At 70.2% G+C, this 18493-nt stretch carries 17 protein-coding genes; 11 read left to right on the forward strand and 6 right to left on the reverse strand.

Annotated features, from left to right (window positions below; genetic code table 11):
* The first annotated feature begins 32 nt into the window (after positions 1-32).
* The 3 genes from N802_RS06655 to N802_RS19360 all read left to right on the forward strand — a co-directional run bounded on the left by N802_RS06655 (position 33) and on the right by N802_RS19360 (position 3512).
* Entirely contained in the window at positions 33-1136 is a 1104-nt protein-coding gene (locus N802_RS06655; protein ID WP_245613847.1) for a sensor histidine kinase, read from the forward strand.
* Positions 1133-1738: a response regulator transcription factor gene (locus N802_RS06660; RefSeq protein ID WP_035913955.1), complete on the forward strand. Its 606-nt coding sequence runs from the start codon at positions 1133-1135 to the stop codon at positions 1736-1738. Before N802_RS06655 ends, N802_RS06660 begins: the two co-directional genes overlap by 4 nt.
* 76 nt (positions 1739-1814) lie before the next feature.
* Positions 1815-3512 carry a serine/threonine-protein kinase gene (locus N802_RS19360; RefSeq protein ID WP_052109532.1) on the forward strand — a complete coding sequence of 566 codons (1698 nt, stop codon included), beginning with the start codon at positions 1815-1817 and terminating at the stop codon, positions 3510-3512.
* Positions 3513-3550: 38 nt separating this feature from the next.
* Here N802_RS19360 and N802_RS06670 read toward each other — a convergent pair whose 3' ends face one another.
* The 3 genes from N802_RS06670 to lpdA are packed head-to-tail and all read right to left on the reverse strand — an operon-like array spanning position 3551 to position 7782.
* On the reverse strand, positions 3551-4447 hold the full coding sequence (locus tag N802_RS06670) for a TIGR01777 family oxidoreductase (protein WP_035913957.1): 897 nt from the start codon (positions 4445-4447) through the stop codon (positions 3551-3553).
* 11 nt (positions 4448-4458) lie between these two features.
* Positions 4459-6363 carry a 2-oxoglutarate dehydrogenase, E2 component, dihydrolipoamide succinyltransferase gene (gene sucB / locus N802_RS06675; protein WP_035913959.1) on the reverse strand — a complete coding sequence of 635 codons (1905 nt, stop codon included), beginning with the start codon at positions 6361-6363 and terminating at the stop codon, positions 4459-4461.
* Between the two features lie 39 nt (positions 6364-6402).
* Positions 6403-7782, reverse strand: a complete 1380-nt coding sequence (gene lpdA / locus N802_RS06680; RefSeq protein WP_035913961.1) for a dihydrolipoyl dehydrogenase — start codon at positions 7780-7782, stop codon at positions 6403-6405.
* 202 nt (positions 7783-7984) lie between these two features.
* On the opposite strand from lpdA, the gene N802_RS06685 reads away from it, so the two are divergent.
* Both N802_RS06685 and N802_RS06690 read left to right on the forward strand, forming a co-directional pair.
* Positions 7985-8314: a hypothetical protein gene (locus tag N802_RS06685; protein ID WP_035914401.1), complete on the forward strand. Its 330-nt coding sequence runs from the start codon at positions 7985-7987 to the stop codon at positions 8312-8314.
* Positions 8315-8440: 126 nt separating this feature from the next.
* Entirely contained in the window at positions 8441-8632 is a 192-nt protein-coding gene (locus N802_RS06690) for a DUF5302 domain-containing protein (RefSeq protein ID WP_035913963.1), read from the forward strand.
* 159 nt (positions 8633-8791) lie between these two features.
* Here the strand turns inward: N802_RS06690 and N802_RS06695 are convergent, their stop codons facing one another.
* A complete protein-coding gene (locus tag N802_RS06695) occupies positions 8792-10315 on the reverse strand; it encodes a leucyl aminopeptidase (RefSeq protein ID WP_035913965.1) in 1524 nt (507 codons plus the stop codon).
* A gap of 100 nt (positions 10316-10415) precedes the next feature.
* Here N802_RS06695 and gcvT point away from each other — a divergent pair, with 100 nt between their 5' ends.
* Genes gcvT through N802_RS06710 form a run of 3 tightly spaced genes read left to right on the forward strand, consistent with a single transcriptional unit; the run spans position 10416 to position 12249 of the window.
* A complete protein-coding gene (gene gcvT / locus N802_RS06700) occupies positions 10416-11528 on the forward strand; it encodes a glycine cleavage system aminomethyltransferase GcvT (protein ID WP_035913967.1) in 1113 nt (370 codons plus the stop codon).
* A gap of 11 nt (positions 11529-11539) precedes the next feature.
* On the forward strand, positions 11540-12037 hold the full coding sequence (locus tag N802_RS06705) for an OsmC family protein (protein WP_035913968.1): 498 nt from the start codon (positions 11540-11542) through the stop codon (positions 12035-12037).
* On the forward strand, positions 12034-12249 hold the full coding sequence (locus N802_RS06710; protein WP_035913969.1) for a hypothetical protein: 216 nt from the start codon (positions 12034-12036) through the stop codon (positions 12247-12249). The genes N802_RS06705 and N802_RS06710 overlap by 4 nt, the downstream gene beginning before the upstream one ends.
* Positions 12250-12285: 36 nt before the next feature.
* On the opposite strand, the gene N802_RS06715 is transcribed toward N802_RS06710, so the two are convergent.
* Entirely contained in the window at positions 12286-12867 is a 582-nt protein-coding gene (locus tag N802_RS06715; RefSeq protein ID WP_035913970.1) for a DUF3043 domain-containing protein, read from the reverse strand.
* Positions 12868-12943: 76 nt separating this feature from the next.
* Here N802_RS06715 and N802_RS06720 point away from each other — a divergent pair, with 76 nt between their 5' ends.
* Both N802_RS06720 and N802_RS06725 read left to right on the forward strand, forming a co-directional pair.
* A complete protein-coding gene (locus N802_RS06720) occupies positions 12944-14317 on the forward strand; it encodes a dipeptidase (RefSeq protein ID WP_035913971.1) in 1374 nt (457 codons plus the stop codon).
* A gap of 14 nt (positions 14318-14331) precedes the next feature.
* A complete protein-coding gene (locus tag N802_RS06725) occupies positions 14332-15387 on the forward strand; it encodes a glutathione S-transferase family protein (protein ID WP_052109533.1) in 1056 nt (351 codons plus the stop codon).
* Between the two features lie 31 nt (positions 15388-15418).
* Here the strand turns inward: N802_RS06725 and nadA are convergent, their stop codons facing one another.
* Positions 15419-16612, reverse strand: a complete 1194-nt coding sequence (gene nadA, locus N802_RS06730; RefSeq protein WP_211254351.1) for a quinolinate synthase NadA — start codon at positions 16610-16612, stop codon at positions 15419-15421.
* Positions 16613-16841: 229 nt separating this feature from the next.
* Between nadA and N802_RS06735 the strand changes: the two genes are divergently transcribed.
* Positions 16842-18440 (forward strand): M28 family metallopeptidase, encoded by a 1599-nt coding sequence (locus N802_RS06735; RefSeq protein WP_211254352.1) that lies wholly within the window; start codon positions 16842-16844, stop codon positions 18438-18440.
* The last annotated feature ends 53 nt before the right edge of the window (positions 18441-18493 follow it).

Below are 18493 nucleotides of genomic sequence, written 5' to 3' on the forward strand. Positions count from 1 at the left end.
TCACGCGCAGCCGGACCGGCACAATGACGAGCATGAGCCAGCCGACCAGCACCCTCCAGCGGCCACCCGGTCGTTGGGGGGTCCTGTTCGCCGCGATCTGGCTGGTCTTCCTCCTCGATCCGGCGCGGGTGGCGTGGGAGCACCGGGACACGGCCAAAGGTGACCTGGGACTGATCGCAACCCTGGTGTTCGCCGGCGTCTACCTCCTGCTCTGGGTCCGCCTCCGGGCCGACCGCGCACGATTGGTCGTGCACCCAGCGTGGGGCGAGGCGGCAGGGTGGCTCGTCGCGATGGCCGGCCTCGCAGTGACGATGGTCTGGTCCCTGGGGGAGGCCGGGACGGCCTCCGCGGTCTACTGCGCGGTCGCCGCGGTGATGCTCCTGCCGTTTGTGTATGCCGCGGTGCTCGTTCTCGGGATCGCCGGCCTCGTGATCGTGCTGGGGGAGACCCGACCGACCTGGGACTCCGGGTTCGGGACGGCCTTCGGTGTGTTCGCCGCGGCTTTGGCCGTGTTCGGGATCCAGCAGATGCTGTTGCGCAACATCGAGCTCGTCAAGGCGCATGACGAGAACGCCGAGCTCGCCGTGGAGAACGAGCGCACCCGCTTCGCCCGCGACCTGCACGACATCCTCGGGCACTCCTTGACGGTCATCACGGTGAAGGCGGAGCTTGCCCAGCGGCTCCTGGACGTCGACCCCTCCCGTGCCCGGACGGAGTTGGCCGACCTCGAACGTTTGTCGCGCGACGCCCTCGCGGACGTGCGCCGGGCCGTCGAGGGCTACCGGGACGTGAGCCTCCCTGCTGAGTTGGCCCGGGCGCGGGCGGCCCTGGCGGCCGCGGAGATTCGGGCGGACCTGCCGAACTCCACCGACGACGTGCCGAGCGAGAAGCGCGAGCTGTTCGCCTGGGTAGTGCGCGAAGGTGTCACGAATGTGTTGCGGCACAGCGGTGCTCGTCGTTGCTCGGTGGTCCTCACCCCGACGTCGGTCGAGGTTCGGGACGACGGTCGGGGCAGCGCCGAGGCTTCTCGCGGCTCTGGTCTCACCGGGCTGCAGGAGCGCGCTTCGCTGGTCGGCGGCACCGTCGTGACGCGCACCCTCTCGCCGGGGTACTCGCTCCAGGTGGTCGTCCCGTGATCCGGCTGCTGCTCGCCGACGACCAGGCTCTCGTCCGGGGAGCGCTGTCGGCCCTCCTGTCGCTCGAGTCGGACCTGGAGGTCGTTGCCGAGGTGGGCTCGGGTGACGCCGTGCTCGACGCCGTCCGACAGCACTGTCCGGACGTCGTCCTCATGGACGTCGAGATGCCCGGGCTCGACGGCATCTCCGGGACCCAGCAGGTGCGCGCGGCCTTCCCGGGGACCCGCGTGCTCATCGTGACGACCTTCGGGCGCCCGGGCTTCCTGCGTCGCGCGATGCAGGCCGGCGCGTCAGGGTTCGTCGTGAAGGACACTCCCGCCGCGCAGCTCGCGGATGCGGTCCGGCGTGTGCACGAGGGGCTCCGCGTCGTCGACCCTGCCCTTGCGACGGACAGCCTCGTTGCGGGGGAGTCGCCGCTCACCCCGCGTGAGACCGAGGTGTTGCGTGCCGCACGGGATGGCTCGTCCGTAGCGGGGATCGCGTCCCGGCTCTTCCTGTCCGAGGGGACGGTGCGCAACCACCTGTCGGCCGCGATCGGCAAGACGCACGCAGCGAATCGCGCCGAAGCGGTGCTTACGGCGGAGAGCAACGGCTGGCTGTAGCTCACCTCGAACGCTCCCGAATCGGCCCTGTGGATAACCCCGCGGCCGATTTCGCGGAAACCGCGACGATGGGGTCATGGAGATCCAGGAACAGCGACGCAGCGATGGCTTCCAGCCGGACGGCGGTCGGTATGCCGGCCGGCACCGGATCGTGGATCACGCGGCTCCCAGCGTGCCCGGTTACGACGTCCTGGAGCCGATCGGTCAGGGGGGATCGGGCGCCGTCTGGTCCGGCAGGAGTGCCGATGGAAGGGAGGTCGCCATCAAGGTCGTGCCGGCCGTGGACGCCGAGGACGCGCTCGTGGAGCTCGCCGTCCTCGGCCGTATCACGGACCCACACCTCGTGCGCCTGCATGAAGCCGTGGCCCTTGACTCGGGTGACGTTGCGCTCGTCCTCGACCAGCACCGTGGTGGCACGGTCGGTGCTGCGGTTCGGGCGCGAGGGCACCTCACACCGGGCGAGGCGGTCACCGTCCTCAGCCCCATCGCCTCGACGCTCGGTCGGCTTCACGGCCTCGGCGTCGTGCACGGTGATCTCTCGCCGGGCAACGTGCTGCTCGACGTGGATGGCCACCCCTACCTTGCCGACCTCGGTGTGGCGCGCATCCTGGGGGAGCGGTCGCTCGACGTCGCCGGTACTGATGGTTTCGTCGCGCCCGAGGTGGCCGCCGGGGGCCTGCCATCGCCCGCGTCCGACAGCTACGGTCTGGGCGCCCTCGCATGGTTCCTTCTCACGGGTGAGGTTCCCGGCCCGGCTGCCCTGCGTGGGCGGCTGGCGGATCGGGTGCGCGGTGTGTCCGAACCCCTCGTCACCGCGGTCGAGTCGTCGCTGGCCACGCGCCCCGAGGCGCGCCCCGGTGCCGATGCCCTCGCCATGGCGTTCTTCGACGGAGCCGAGCCGACGCCACTCGTCCTCGTGCGCGGTGACGACGACGTCAGCCTGATGACCCGGCGCATCCGGGCCGCGGCACGCGCCGGTTCCGCCCAGGAGCCCACGGCACGGCCGCAGTCACGACTGGGCCGCCGACCATCCTTCGACGCGGCTCGGCGCCGACTGCCGCGCCGGACGACGCTGGTCGCAGCCCTGCGTGCCGTGGTCCCGTTCGTCGCCGTGGCAGCTGTGGTCCTCGGGCTCGTCGCTGGAGTCCTCGCGTGGAGCGGCGGACGTGAGGACGCCCGCGCTGTCACCCCACAGGGTGAGCACCCCTCCCAGGCTGGAACGGCGGCTGACGCGGGAAGGACGGCAGACGTGGGCAAGACGGCTGACCCGAACAAGACGCCTGATGCGGGCAAGGCAGCTGACGCGGGCAAGGCCGGCAGCCCCACGGTGTCGACGTCGCGTGGTGCAGGCACCGCCGCCCCCGCGTCGAGCGCCGTGCTCACCGACAAGGAGTCGCCGCGCAGCAACCCCGTGGGGCTCGTGCGTGCCCTGGCGGATGCGCGCGCGGGCGCGTGGTCCAGCGGCGTTGCGGCCCGCCTCACCGACGTCGATGCTCCCGGATCACCCGCCCTGGAGCGCGACACGGAGGTGCTCGCGGGGGTGCAGCTCGCCCGCCAGCAGTACGTCGGGCTCACCTTCACGGTGCGGGAGGCAACGCTGGTCAGCGCGGCCAAGGGCAAGGCGACGGTTCGGGCCCGCATCGACACGAGCGCCCACGTGGTCCGCGGCCCCGCAGGGGAGCAGAGCCGACCAGCGGAGTCGGCAGCGCCCGTCCTGCTCGACCTCGTGCACACCACGCACGGCTGGAGGGTCCACGACGTTCGCAAGGCCTGAGCCGACCGTGTCCGATTGGCCCGGCCGACCACCGCTCCTTACCCCGCCGTCAACATCCAGCGGACGGCGTCGCTGAGGGTGGCGTGTTCGAACTCGAAGCCGCTGTCGAGGAGACGCCGGGGGAGGGCGCGTTGGCTCGAGACGATGTCGCCGGCCATCTCGCCGACGACGGCGCGCAGGGCAAACTGCGGAGCCGGAACGACAGTAGGGCGATGGAGCTGCCGACCCATCTCGGCCACGATCTCGCGCTGCCTTGCCGGGGACGGACCGCTGAGGTTGACCGCTCCCTCGAGGCGTTCGTCGAGGACATGCTGGACCGCGCGGACATGGTCGGCAAGCGTGATCCATGACCAGTACTGGGCTCCATTGCCGAGTGGTCCGCCGAGCCCGAACCGAGTCAGCCGCAACAGGATTCGCATGGCGTCACCCTCTGCCGCGAGGACAATTCCCGTGCGGGCCAGCGTCACCGGCGCGCCTGACGCTCGAGCCGGTTCCGTCGCCCCCTCCCACCCGTGGACGAGGTCCACGAGGAATCCCGACCCGGCATGGCTCGCCTCGGTGAGCACCTCGTCGCCACGGTCTCCGTAGAACCCGACGGCGGAGCCGTTGACGAGGTGAATGGGGCGGCCCGTGGCGGCGATCGCCCGGGCCAGGGCGGTGGTTCCGTCGGTTCTCGAGTGGACGAGCTCGGTCTTGAAGGACGGGCTCCACCGGCGACCACCCAGGCTCGCACCGGCGACGTTGACGACGGCATCCACACCGTCGAGCACGGCGGGGTCGAGCTCGCGCGTCGACGGGTCCCACTGGACCTCGAGGTGATGCTCCGGAGGACGGCGGACGAGCCGCAGGACCTCGTCACCCCGAGCCCTCAGGGAACGACACAGCGCACCGCCGATCAGTCCGGACGAGCCGGCGACGGCGATTCGCTGTGGCATCGGATCAGGCCTCAGAGACCGAGGTCGGCCTCGAAGGCGCCTTCCTCCAGTCGGTCCTTCATCGTCGTGAGGAAGCGGGCGGCGTCGGCTCCGTCGACGATCCGGTGGTCGTAGGACAGGGCGAGGTAGACCATCGACCGGATGGCGATCGTCTCGCCACCGTCGGAGTCCTTGACCACGACGGGGCGCTTCACGACGGCACCCGTGCCGAGGATTGCGACCTGCGGCTGGTTGATGATCGGAGTGTCGAACAGGGCACCGCGCGACCCCGTGTTGGTGATCGTGAAGGTGCCGCCCGCGAGGTCGTCCGGCGTGATCTTGTTGGTGCGCGTGCGCTCGGCGAGGTCGGCGATGTTGCGCGACAGACCGGCGATGTTGAGGTCACCGGCGTTCTTGAGGACCGGGACGATGAGGCCCTTTTCGGTGTCGACGGCCATGCCGACGTTCTCGGTGCCGTGGTAGGTGACGTTGTCGCCCTCGATGCTCGCGTTCACCGTCGGGTGCGCCTTGAGCGCCTCGATCGCGGCGAGCGTGAAGAACGGCAGGAAGCTGAGCTTGCTGCCCTCGCGACGCTGGAAGTCACCCTTCGCGCGGTCGCGCAGGCGGGCGATCTTCGTGACGTCGACCTCGACGACCGTCGTGAGCTGCGCGGAGGTCTGCAGCGACTCGACCATGCGCTTGGCGATCGTCTTGCGCAGGCGGGTCATCGGCTGCGTCGTGCCACGCAGGCTCGTGTCGACCGGAGCCTTCGTCGCGGGCGCCGGAGCCTGACCCGCACCGGCGGCGGCAGCGGCAGCGGGGGCGGCAGGCGCAGGGGCAGGTGCCTTGGCTGCTTCGGCGGCCTCGAGGACGTCCTGCTTGCGGATGCGGCCACCCACACCGGTGCCCTTGACCGATGCGAGGTCGATGCCGTTCTCGGCAGCGATCTTGCGCACGAGCGGCGTGACGTAGGCGGAGGCGTCCTGGTCGCCCTCACCCGCGGAGTTGTCCGCCGCGGGAGGGGCAGCCGGCGCCTCGGGTGCCGTCGCGGCGGGAGCCGGGGCAGCAGGAGCGGGAGCGGGAGCGGGAGCGGCCGGAGCCTCAGCTGCAGGTGCCGGGGCAGGTGCCGGTGCGGCAGCTTCGGGAGCAGCAGGGGCCTCGGGAGCTGCCGGGGCTTCGGGCTCGGCAGGCGCCGGAGCGGGCTGTTCGGCCGGGGCGGACTCCGCGGCAGGAGCGGCCTCTGCGGCCGGAGCCGCGGCGTCGCCACCGACGACCGCGAGGTCTGCGCCGACCGGGACCGTCTCGTCCTCCTGGACGAGGATCTTGCTCAGGGTGCCGGCGACCGGCGACGGGATCTCGGTGTCGACCTTGTCGGTGGAGACCTCGAGCAGCGGCTCGTCGACGGCGACCTCGTCACCCTCGGCCTTGAGCCAGCGCGTGATCGTGCCCTCGGTGACGGACTCGCCCAACGCGGGCATCGTCACCGTCGTGCCACCGCCACCACCGGCGGACGGCGCGGGAGCCGGTGCTTCAGGGGCCGGGGCGGGCTCGGCCGGGGCGGCAGGAGCAGCCGCGGGCTCGGCGGCAGCGGGTGCCGGAGCCTCTTCAGCCTGAGCCTCTGCAGCAGGGGCCTCGGCCGGGGCAGCCTGCTCGGGAGCCGGAGCGGCATCCTGTGCCGGGGCGTCGCCGCCGGCGGCGGGACCGTCACCGATGACGGCGAGGTCGGCGCCGACGGCCACCGTCTCGTCCTCCTCGGCGAGGATCTCCTGCAGCGTGCCGGCGACCGGCGAGGGGATCTCGGTGTCGACCTTGTCGGTGGAGACCTCGAGCAGCGGCTCGTCGACCGCGACCTGGTCACCAACGTTCTTCAGCCACCGGGTGACGGTGCCCTCGGTCACGGACTCGCCGAGGGCGGGCATGGTCACACGTTCGGACATGGTGTCAGTTCTCCTATCAACGGTGGCGTCGAGTCAACTCTAGTTGTGAGCATGCAGGGGTTTGCCGGCGAGCGCCAGATGGGCCTCGCCGAGTGCTTCGTTCTGGGTGGGGTGCGCGTGGATGAGGGGCGCCACGTCGTCGGGGTGCGCCTCCCAGCCGACGATGAGCTGGGCCTCGCCGATCTGCTCGCCCATCCTCGCCCCCACCATGTGGACGCCGACGACCGGGCCGTCCTTCTGGCGGACGAGCTTGACGAAGCCCTGGGTCTGGAGGATCTGGGACTTGCCGTTTCCGCCGAGGTTGTACTCGTACGTCTCGACCTCTCCGTGAGCCTCGCGGGCCTGTGCCTCGGTGAGCCCGACGGACGCGATCTCGGGGTCGCAGTACGTCACGCGCGGGATCGTCGACTCGACGATGGGAGCCGGGGACAGGCCGGCGATCTCCTCGGCGACGAAGATGCCCTGCTGGAAGCCGCGATGCGCGAGCTGGAGCCCCGGCACGATGTCTCCCACGGCATACACACCGTCGGCGCTGGTCCGGAGTCGGTCGTCGGTCGTGACGAAACCGCGGTCGAGAGTCACTCCGGCTTCCTCGAAGCCGAGACCGTCCGTGACCGGACCACGACCGACGGCCACGAGCAGCAGGTCCGCCTCGATCGTCGTGCCGTCCTCGAGCGAGACGGTCACGACGTCGCCGTCCTGCGTCGCGCCCGCGAACTTCACGCCGGTCTTCGCGGTGATCTTGCGCTTGCGGAACGTGCGCTCGAGAACCTTTGACACGGCCTCGTCCTCGGCGGCCACCAGTCGGGGCAGTGCCTCGACGATCGTCACCTCGGAACCGAAGGAGCGGAAGACGGAGGCGAACTCGACGCCGATGACACCGCCACCCAGGACGACGACACGGTTCGGCACGTGGTCGAGCTGCAGTGCCTGCTCGCTCGTCATGATGCGGCCGGCGATCTCGAGGCCGGGAAGACTCTTGGGGTAAGAGCCCGTCGCGAGGACGACGTTGCGGCCCGTGACGCGGCGGCCGTCGACCTCGACGGTCGTGCGGTCCACGAGGCGACCGGCGCCCTCGATGAGGTCGACCTTGTGCGCCTTGGCCAGGCCGAGCAGGCCCTTGTGGAGGCGGCCGATGACGCCGTCCTTGTAGGCGTTGACGCCGGCCATGTCGATGCCCTCGAGCGTCGAGCGCACACCGAACTGAGCACCCTCGCGGGCCGAGTCGGCGACCTCGGCGGCGTGCAGGAGCGCCTTGGTCGGGATGCAGCCGACGTGGAGGCAGGTGCCTCCGAGCTTGGCCTTCTCGACGAGGGCGACTCGGAGCCCGAGCTCCGCGGCGCGGAAGGCGCACGCGTAGCCGCCGCTTCCGCCTCCCAGAATGACGACGTCGTACAGGTCCTCGGCGGTGGCCGGCATCGGTGGTGCTCCCTTGGTTGCGACAGGGGGCGCGCGCCGAGCGGGTCTCGCCGACGCCGCGCCAGTTCGGCCCATCCTGTCACTGCACCGTGGCCGGCGTCACACGAGGTCCGGAGGTGGGGTGTTGCACGAGTTCCGTATGCCGGCCGGCCACCCAGCGAACCTCCACCCACCGTCCAGCGTGCTTCCGTATCGTTGGCCCATGTCGTGGTTCCGGAGGCGCAAGGGTGGCCGATCGCAGGGAGGTGCTGCGGCGCCGTCGAAGGATGACCTGCGCCGGGCCAGGGCACACCTCGAGGAGTTCTCCCGCAGTCGCCGTGGGGTGGAGGCCTTTGTCGAGCCGGCGACCCACGTGACGTCGACGACGCTCATCCTCATTGCGCACGACGGTGAATGGACCCGCCGCGCCGTGCCGACTCGGGAGGCGGCGTTCGCGCTGGCCAACGCGCTCCACCTCCCGACGTACGACGTCAACCAGACGGGCTACCCGCAGCGCATGCGCGACTGGAACGCCCGCCAGCGCGGTCGCTGACGCCTATCCAACGTCCGCAGGGGTCGTGCGCAGGCGTGAACGCTGCGGAGGCCAAAGTCCGTGGCCGCAGCGGGCCGCTCGTGCGAGAGTGAGGGGGACCGCACCACCACCGATTCAGGAGGCCCCGTGTCCGAGTCCAAGAGTTCCCGCCCCACGCCGAGCGAGGACATGAAGAAGAAGTTCCGCGAGGCCCTGGACAAGAAGCACTCCCACGGAGGCGCAGACGTCTCCGACCGTGGCGAGCACGGCAAGGTCGACCACGGTCACGGTCCCGAGACCTCAGGCCGTGACCAGATGTTCCGCCGCAAGTCCGGCTGATCGGTCGGCTGAGTCCGGCTGGGCAGCTCGGCGAAGCTGCCACGCCTCTCCGAACAAGAGAAACGGGTCCGGAGCAAGGGAACAGTTCCCTTGCTCCGGACCCGTTTAGCGGGTCACCCGTAAAAAGTGAGGCGGGTGAGGTGAGGCCCGGGTGGTGGGTCAGGCGGTGTGGTTCTCGACGAGGTTCACGAGGGTCGCGACGCCGTAGCCGGTGCCGCCCTTGGGGATCTGACCATCGACACCACCCTCGTTGAACGACGGGCCGGCGATGTCGACGTGGGCCCACTTGATGCCCTCGGCGACGAACTCCTTGAGGAAGAGCCCGGCGGTGAGCATGCCGCCCCAACGGTCGGCCTTGTGGGCCATGTCGGCGACGACGGAGTCGAGGCCCGGACGCAGCTCGCGGGGGAGCGGCATGGCCCAGGAGTCCTCACCCTCGGCGGCGCCGGCGGCGACGACGGTCGTGCGGAAGTCGTCGTCGTTGGCCATGACGCCGGCGATGCGGGTGCCGAGCGCCACCATCTGCGCACCCGTGAGGGTCGCGATGTCGACGATGACGTCGGGCTTGCCCTCACCGGCGAGGCAGATGCCGTCACCGAGGACCATGCGGCCCTCGGCGTCGGTGTCGATGATCTCGACCGTGGTGCCGTTGCGCATCGTCACGACGTCGCCGGGACGCTGGGCCGTGCCCGACGGCATGTTCTCGGCGAGGCAGAGGTAGCCCGTGACAGCCACCGGGCCACCGAGCTCCGCCGCGGCGAGCACCGATGCGGCCACCGCGGCCGCGCCGGCCATGTCGGACTTCATCGTGTACATGCTGCCGGCGGGCTTGATGCACAGGCCGCCCGAGTCGAACGTGATGCCCTTGCCGACGAGCGCGACGCCACCGGACTTGGAGCGGGAACCGCTGGGGGAGTAAGACATCGTGACGATGCGGGGCGGGTTGGCCGAGCCCTGGCCGACGCCGACGATGCCGCCGAAGCCGCCCTTGGCGAGAGCCTTCTCGTCGAGGACGGTGACGGTGACCTTGCCCGACGACGCGGCCACAGCGGCCTTGACGCGCTCGACGAAGAGCTGCGGCGTGAGGAGGTTCGGGGGAGTGTTGACGAGGTCGCGCGCGAGATCGCGGGCCGCACCGATGACCGCGGCGCGCTCGACGCCCGCCTTGACGGCCTTGCCCTGGCCGAGGGTGGAGACGACGGAGATCTTCGGCCCCGCCTTGGGTGCCGCGGCCTTCTTGGCCTTGGCGCCCGTGGACACCTTGGTGGAGCCGGCATCGAAGGTGTAGCACCCGGCATACGCACCGTCGGCGACGGCGGCGAGAGCCGCCTCGTCGGACGCCGGCAGCGCAACGGCGACCGACGTCTTCGTCGCGACCGACCGCAGGGCCGAACCCGCGGCGGAGCGGAGTACGTCGGCCGTCACGTCGGCGGCCGGGCCGAGGCCGACGACGACGACCGCGTTGGCGGCTACGTCGGGCACGGCGACGACGCGAACCGTCTCACCCTGCTTGGCCTTCGCCTCCAGGTCGGAGAGCACGGCGGCGAGGTGCGCTGCGGCCGCCTTGGGGAGGCCGTGGCCGTCGGCGAGCGTGGCGCCGGAGTCGGTCGAGACGGAGCCGACGACGAGCGCGTCGACCTTGAGGCTGGCGGCGTCGCGCGTGGTGAGGTTGAGGCTGGGCACTGCGGTCACTCCTGATCTGGTGCGGGCGGGCGAGATCGTCGCCCCTTCGCCCAGCACCCTAGTCGCGACCTGGATCACACCCCCGCGATACGGTTCCGGCATGACCGATCTGTTGCACTCTCCCGTCCATGACCGCCACGTCGCACTCGGCGCCAAGATGGCCGACTTCGGTGGCTGGGAGATGCCGATCGAGTACCCCGGCGGCGGTGTCGTCGCGGAGCACACGTCGGTGCGCGAGCGCGTCGGACTCTTCGACGTGAGCCACCTCGGCAAGGCCCGTGTCAGCGGTCGTTCCGGCGACCTCAGCGCGTTCGACTTCGTGAACTCCTGCCTCACCAACGACCTGCGCCGCATCGGTCCGGGCCAGGCGCAGTACACCCTCTGCTGCCAGGACGACGGCGGTGTCGTCGACGACCTCATCGCCTACGTGCGCAGCGAGGACGACATCTTTCTCATCCCCAACGCCGCCAACACGGCGACCGTCGTCGACATGTTGCGCGCCGCCGCGCCGGAGGGCATCGAGGTCGAGAACCTCCACGACGCGTATGCCGTGTTCGCGGTCCAGGGTCCGCGCAGCGACGAAGTGCTCACTTCCTTCGGCCTTCCCGTCGACCACGACTACATGTCCTTCGCCGAGGCCGAGTGGGAGGGGCAACCGGTCATCGTCTGCCGCACGGGATACACCGGCGAGCGCGGCTACGAGCTCGTCCCCGCGTGGGGCGCCGCCGGCGCCCTGTGGGATGCCCTCGCGTCCGCGGTCGCTGACCAGGGCGGTATGCCGGCCGGTCTCGGCGCGCGCGACACGCTCCGTACCGAGATGGGCTACCCGCTCCACGGCAACGACCTCAGCACCGAGATCACACCCGTCATGGCCGGGGCTGCCTGGGCCGTCGGCTGGGACAAGGACACTTTCTGGGGCAAGGAGGCTCTCGCCGAGCAGCGCGCCGCCAAGACGTCGCGCCTCAACCGGGGACTCGTCGTCACGGGCCGTGGCATCCCGCGTGCCCACTGCCAGGTGCTCAAGGACGGCGAGGTCGTCGGTGAGGTGACCTCGGGGACCTTCAGCCCGACCCGCAAGGAGGGCATCGCGCTGGCGCTGCTCGAGCGGTCGGTCGGCATCGGTGATGAGGTCGTCATCGACGTCCGCGGCCGCGAGGTGGCGGCGACCGTCACCAAGCCGCCGTTCGTCGAGGTCGGCGTCCGCGAGAGCTGAGGCGACGACGCATGGGTGGGCACGGCAGCGACCACCTCTATCGCGCGACCCTCGCGTGGGACGGCTCGGACGGGTCCACGGGAGGCGGCTACACGGCATACACGCGCGATCACGAGGCGGCGGTGCCGCCGGCGACCGAACCGTTCGCCCTCAGCGCCGACCCGCACTTCCGGGGTGACGCGACCCGCGCCAACCCCGAGCAGCTGCTCGTGCTCGCGGCCAGCTCGTGCCAGCTGCTGTCGTTCCTGCATGTGGCGGCGACCGCCCGGCTCGACGTGCTCGACTACACGGACGACGCCGAGGGGCTGATGCCCGCCGACTCCAGGCCGATGCGGATCACGCGAATCACGTTGCGCCCCAGGGTATTGGTGGCCGCGGACAGTGACGTGAGCCGCTTCGAGGAGCTCATGCACGAGGCTCACGAGAGCTGTTTCATCGCCAACTCTTTGACCACCGAGATCGTTCTCGAACCGACCGTCGAGATCGCACCGAAGGAGCAGACAGCATGACCGAGGCCTGGACCTGGACCTACGAGAACGCCGAGGGCTCAGCCGTCACCGGTGAGCCGACGACGGACACGGCGTTCCCGACGCAGTCGGACGCAGAGAACTGGTTCGGTGAGGTGTGGCGCGAGCTCGCGGATGCTGGTGTCAGCGCCGTGACGCTGCACCGCGACGGGGAGAAGGTCTACGGACCGATGCCCCTCGACGCGTCCGTCTGACCGACACGTCCGTCTGACCGACGGATCGGGCGGTGATCAGCTCGGGTAGTCGCCGCGCTTGACGATGGGCCGCGGCATGCGGGTCCGGCGCATCTGGAACGCACGCATGGCCGCGTAGAAACCGTCGCCCCGCTGCACGGCGTCCGCGCCGAACTTCGCGACGAGCTTCTTCTTGATCCGGCGCCACGCGAGGAAGGTGTCGATGACGGCGGCGGCGATGAGGCCGTAGACGAGCGTGAAGACGATGAGCATCGCCCATGGCTCGCGGACGAACGAGAGCGCCAGCACGATGAGCATGACGGGCAGCATGAACTCGCCGATGCCCCAGCGGGCGTCGATGTAGTCGCGGATGAACCGCTTCGTCGGGCCCTTGTCACGCGCCGGCAGGTGGGTCTCGTCGCCGGTGAGCATCGCCTGGCGCTGCTTGGCCATCTGCTCACGACGCTTGGCCCGGTCGGTGTTGCGCGCCGCCTTGCGGTCGGTCACGACGAGCGGCTGCCGCCGGGCGGCTTCCTGGTCGCGCCGCTTGGGCGTCGGGCGGTTTTTGGCACCGTCGCGCGCAGGCGCGGTCACCTGCTCCGCGAGCTCTTCATTGGTCGTCTTGCTGCGTCCGAACACCGCCTGAGTGTATGCCGGGTGGCTGGGTCCCCCACACCGTCCTCGCCTTCGCGAGGGGCTGGGTAGGGTCGGCGACGTGACCGACACCACCAACACGTCTGCCCTGACCGAGCTCCCCGAGCTGCGCGAGACCGTCCGCGCGCTCATGCCCCAGCTGCGCGCCGACCTCGAGGACCTCACCCGGATCCCGAGCGTCTCGCTCCCCGCCTTCGACCAGAGTCATGTCGACGCGTCGGCGGAGGCCACGGCCGAGCTGCTGCGTGCCGAAGGGCTCGAGGTCGAGATCGTGCGGGAGGGCGGCGCCCCCGCCGTCATCGGCCACATCGACGGACCCGAGGGTGCTCCCACGGTCATGCTCTATGCCCACCACGACGTGCAGCCGCCCGGCGACGACGCGGACTGGGACTCGGCACCGTTCGAGCCGACCGAGCGCGACGGCCGTCTTTACGGCCGCGGTGCGGCCGATGACAAGGCCGGGATCATGGCGCACATCGCCGCGCTGCGAGCCCACAAGGGTCGACTCCCCGTGGGCGTCACCGTCTTCGTCGAGGGCGAGGAGGAGATCGGCTCGGACTCGCTCATGACGATCCTCGAGCGCCACGGCGACAAGCTGCGAGCGGACGCCATCGTTCTCGCCGACTCCATGAACTGGGACATCGGCACTCCGGCACTCACGACGACGCTGCGCGGACTCGTCCGTGTCGTCGTCACCGTGACGACGCTCGACCACGGCATCCACTCGGGCATGTTCGGCGGAGCCGTCCCCGACGCGATCACGGCCCTGGTCCGTCTCATCGCGACGCTCCACGACGACGAGGGCAACGTGGCCGTGGCCGGGCTCAAGTCGGGCGAGGCAGCAGACCTCGACTTCTCCGAGGAGCGCCTGCGCGAGGAGTCCGGACTTCTCGACGGAGTCTCGACGATCGGCTCGGGTCCGCTCCTCTCGCGGATGTGGACCAAGCCGTCGCTCACGACGATCGGCATCAACGCCCCCTCCGTCGAGAAGTCGTCCAACACTCTCGTGCCGTCCGCCTCAGCCAAGCTCTCCATGCGAATCGCCGCTGACGAGAACCCTGCTGACGCTTTCGCCGCACTCGAGAAGCACCTGCGTGACAACGCGCCGTGGGGTGCGAAGGTCGAGATCACCCTCGACGACCAGGGCTCGGGCTTCGCCGCGGACGCGAGCGGCCCCGTCTATGACGAGGCTCGCGCAGCTTTCGCGGACGCGTGGGGCAAGGAGCCGGTCGACATCGGCGTCGGCGGGTCGATCCCCTTCGTCGCCGCGTTCGCAGAGCGCTTCCCCGAAGCCGCGATCCTCGTGACCGGTGTCGAGGACCCCGACACCCGCGCGCACGGCGCCAATGAGTCCCTGCACCTCGGCGAGTTCGAGAACGTCTGTGTCGCCGAGGCCGCGCTCTTCGCGCGGCTCGGCGCCATGCCCCGGGACTGAGGCGGGAGGCGACGATGTCCACGGAAGGCTCCACGACGAACCGCCAGGGCACCTACGTCGAGGCGGACTACCAGCGCGACACGGCATACATCGAGGACCGGATCACCCGCGACGGTGAGCCGTGGCCGGTGGAGGCGGGGCGCTACCGGCTCGTCGTCGCCAGGGCCTGCCCGTGGGCCAACCGGGCCATCATCGTTCGGCGGCTCCTCGGTCTCGAGGACGCCATCTCGATGGGGATCTGCGGGCCGACCCATGACGCCGACTCGTGGACGTTTGACCTCGATGAGGGCGGCGTGGACCCAGTGCTGGGCATCCCGCGCATCAAGGACGCCTACCTGCGCCGGTTCCCTGACTACCCGAAGGGCATCACCGTGCCCGCGATCGTCGATGTGCCCAGCGGGGGAGTCGTGACCAACAACTTCCCGCAGATCACGCTCGACTTCTCGAGGGAGTGGTCTCAGTTCCACCGCGACGGAGCGCCGCAGCTCTATCCGGAGCACCTGCGCGCCGAGATCGACGAGGTCAACAAGCGCGTCTACACCGAGGTCAACAACGGGGTCTACCGCTGCGGGTTCGCCGGGACCCAGAAGGCGTACGACGCGGCATACGAGCGGCTCTTCACTGCACTCGACTGGCTCGAGGAGCGGCTGGCGACCCGGCGCTACCTCGTCGGCGACACGATCACCGAGGCCGACGTCCGGCTCTTCACGACCCTGGCGCGGTTCGACGCGGTCTACCACGGCCACTTCAAGTGCAACCGCAGCAAGCTCACCGAGATGCCGGTGCTGTGGGCCTACGCGCGCGACCTGTTCCAGACGCCAGGGTTCGGTGACACGACCGATTTCACCCACATCAAGAGCCACTACTACGAGGTGCACCGGGACGTGAACCCGACGGGCGTCGTGCCACAGGGGCCGGACCTGTCGGGCTGGGCGACGGCGCACGGGCGCGAGACCCTCGGTGGGCGTCCGTTCGGCGATGGCACTCCGCCGGGTCCGCCGCCGGAGGGCGAGCGCGTCCCGACGGCGCACAACCCGCACGTTGGCGCGGACGGCCTCATTCGGGTCTGAGGCTCAGGTCTCAGGAAAAACTCAGAGCGCGTCAGTCCTTGCTGGTCTCGCCCGGCAGCGCGAGCATCTGGTCGAGTGCCCGTCGCGCGTCGGCAGCCACCTGCTCGTCCACGCGGATCGGGTTGACGACGCGACCCTCGACGAGCGACTCGAGCGCCCACACGAGGTGCGGCAGGTCGATGCGGTTCATCGTCGAGCAGTAGCAGACGTTCTTCTCGAGGAACGCGATCCGCTGCTTCGGGAACTCCTGCGCGAGGCGCTGCACGAGGTTGAGCTCGGTGCCGACGGCCCACGCGGTCCCGTCCGGTGCGGCAGCGATCGTCTTGATGATCTTCTCGGTCGAGCCGACCTCGTCGGCCAGCTCGACGACCTCGTGCCGGCACTCGGGGTGGACGATCACCTTGACGTCGGGGATCTCGGCCCGCGCCGCCTCGACGGCCTCGACCGAGAACCGGCCGTGGACCGAGCAGTGGCCGCGCCACAGGATCATGCGGGCCGCCTGGAGCTGCTCGATCGTGAGGCCGCCCATGGGACGGTGCGGGTCCCACACGACGCAGTCGTCGAGCGAACCGCCGAGGTCGCGGGCCCAGGTGTTGCGACCGAGGTGCTGGTCGGGAAGGAAGAGCACCTTGCCGTCGCCTTCGACGCCACCTTTCTCGTCGAGGGCCCACGTGAGCGCGGTCTTGGCGTTGGACGACGTGCAGATCGTCCCGCCGTGGCGGCCGGTGAAGGCCTTGATCGCGGCCGAGGAGTTCATGTAGGTCACCGGGACCGTCTGGTCGGCCACGCCTGCCTCGGCGAGCTGTTCCCAGCAGTCCTCGACCTGGGCGATCGCGGCCATGTCGGCCATGGAGCAGCCTGCCGCAAGGTCGGGGAGGATCACCGTCTGGTCATCACTGGTGAGGATGTCGGCGGACTCGGCCATGAAGTGGACGCCACAGAAGACGATCCACGGGGCATCCGGGCGGGCCGCGGCCTCCTTGGCGAGCTTGAACGAGTCACCCGTGACGTCGGCGAACTCGATGACCTCGTTGCGCTGGTAGTGGTGCCCCAGCACGAAGACCTTGTCCCCGAGGGCTTCCTTGGCTGCCCGGGCGCGGGCCACCAGGTCCGGGTCGGACGGGGCCGGGAGGTCTCCGGGGCACTCGACACCGCGCTCGGTGCGCAGGTCGCGGCCCTTGCCGAGAACGAGGAGCGGGAGCGGTGCGGCTGGGGTGGTCGTCACAAGACCGATCGTATGCCGGTCCGCTGGGTCCTCGAGACCCCTGGCCTGCGGTGTTCGTCACCGGATCGAGGCTGCGCCCCCGCACGGCTGGGGTGGTTTTGCAGAATGATCCGTGCATTTTGCCGCCGCGAGCCGCCAATCGCGCATACGGTGACCTCGGCCCCGACCCCTGGTGGGCCATGAGACCACCTGCAACGGCGCAGGTGGCCGTCCATGAAAGGCACCATCCGTGAAGAAACAGGACCTCACCCGCGCCCTGTGGCTCCGCCTCGGAGCAGCGGCGGGCGGGACAGCCCTCGTGCTGGCAGCAGCAGCGCCAGCAGGAGCAGCCCCCGCCAACAACACCTCTGCGAAGCTCCGCAAGGCCGTCACGGTCGAAGGGCTTCAGGACCACCTGACCAACCTGCAGGCCATCGCCGACGCCAACGACGGCACGCGCGCCTCGGGCATGCCCGGCTACAAGGCCTCCGTCGACTACGTCGTCGACCGCCTCACCGCAGCCGGCTACACGCCGACCGTCCAGGAATTCGACTTCCCCTTCTACCGCGAACTCAGTGACGCGGTCATGGAGCGGACCGCTCCCACGGCGAAGACGTACGCCAACGGTCCCGACTTTGCGACGATGACCTACTCGGGGTCGGGCGACGTCACGGCAGCCGTCACGAACGTCGACCTGATGATCCCTCCGGGTGCAGCAGGCAACTCGTCCACGTCCGGGTGTGAGGCCAGCGACTTCGCGAACTTCCCGGCCGGCAACATCGCCCTCCTCCAGCGTGGCACGTGCGCGTTCGGCCTCAAGGCCGTCAACGCTGAGGCTGCTGGGGCGAAGGCCGTCGTCATCATGAACGAGGGCCAGCCCGGACGCGACGGCATCCTCAACGGCACGCTCGGCGCCCCGGACGTCACCATCCCGGTCGTGGGCACGACGTTCGCCGTCGGTGCCGAGCTCGCCGCAGCCGGCACCGAGCTGCACCTCAAGACCGACACCGAGTCCGAGATCCGCCAGACGTGGAACGTCTTCGCCGAGACCAAGAAGGGCAACGACGACAACGTCGTCATGGCCGGCGCACACCTCGACGGTGTCGTCGAGGGCGCGGGCATGAACGACAACGGCAGCGGCAGCGCGGCACTTCTCGAGGTCGCTGAGCAGTTTGCCAAGGTCTCCCCGAAGAACACCACCCGCTTCGCGTGGTGGGGCGCCGAGGAGCTCGGTCTGCTCGGGTCCGAGCACTACGTCGCCGACCTCGTCGAGAACAGCCCGGCCGACCTCGCCAAGATCGGTCTGTACCTGAACTTCGACATGGTCGGCTCGCCGAACTACGTCCGGTTCGTCTACGACGGCGACAACTCGCGCTTCCCGGTCGGTCCCAACGCGGCCGAAGGCCCCGCGGGCTCCGCTGCGATCGAGGACCTCTTCCACGACTACTTCGCCTCGCAGAACCTCGCCTCGGAGGAGACGGCGTTCTCGGGTCGCAGTGACTACGGGCCCTTCATCGCCGAGGGCATCCCGTCCGGTGGTCTCTTCACCGGCGCCGAGGGCATCAAGACCGCCGAGCAGGCAGCAGTCTTCGGTGGCGAGGCTGGCGTGGCGTACGACAAGTGCTACCACGCCGAGTGCGACGACATCTCCAACGTCAACATGAAGGCGATGGACGAGAACTCGGACGCCATGGCGCACGCTGTCGTGACCTACGCGATGAGCACCGCTGCGGTCAACGGTGGCAAGGGCCGTCCGGCCTCGCCCCCCGGCCAGCACGTTGACGGCACCCCCGTCGGCGGCGCCGAGGATGGCGGCCACGACCACGACCACGCTGGCGACGCGTCCTGACGCGCCACTGAGCAGTCGGCCGAGGGCCGGTCACCCGTGTGGGTGGCCGGCCC

Source organism: Knoellia sinensis KCTC 19936 (assembly GCF_000768705.1).
Lineage (GTDB): Bacteria > Actinomycetota > Actinomycetes > Actinomycetales > Dermatophilaceae > Knoellia > Knoellia sinensis.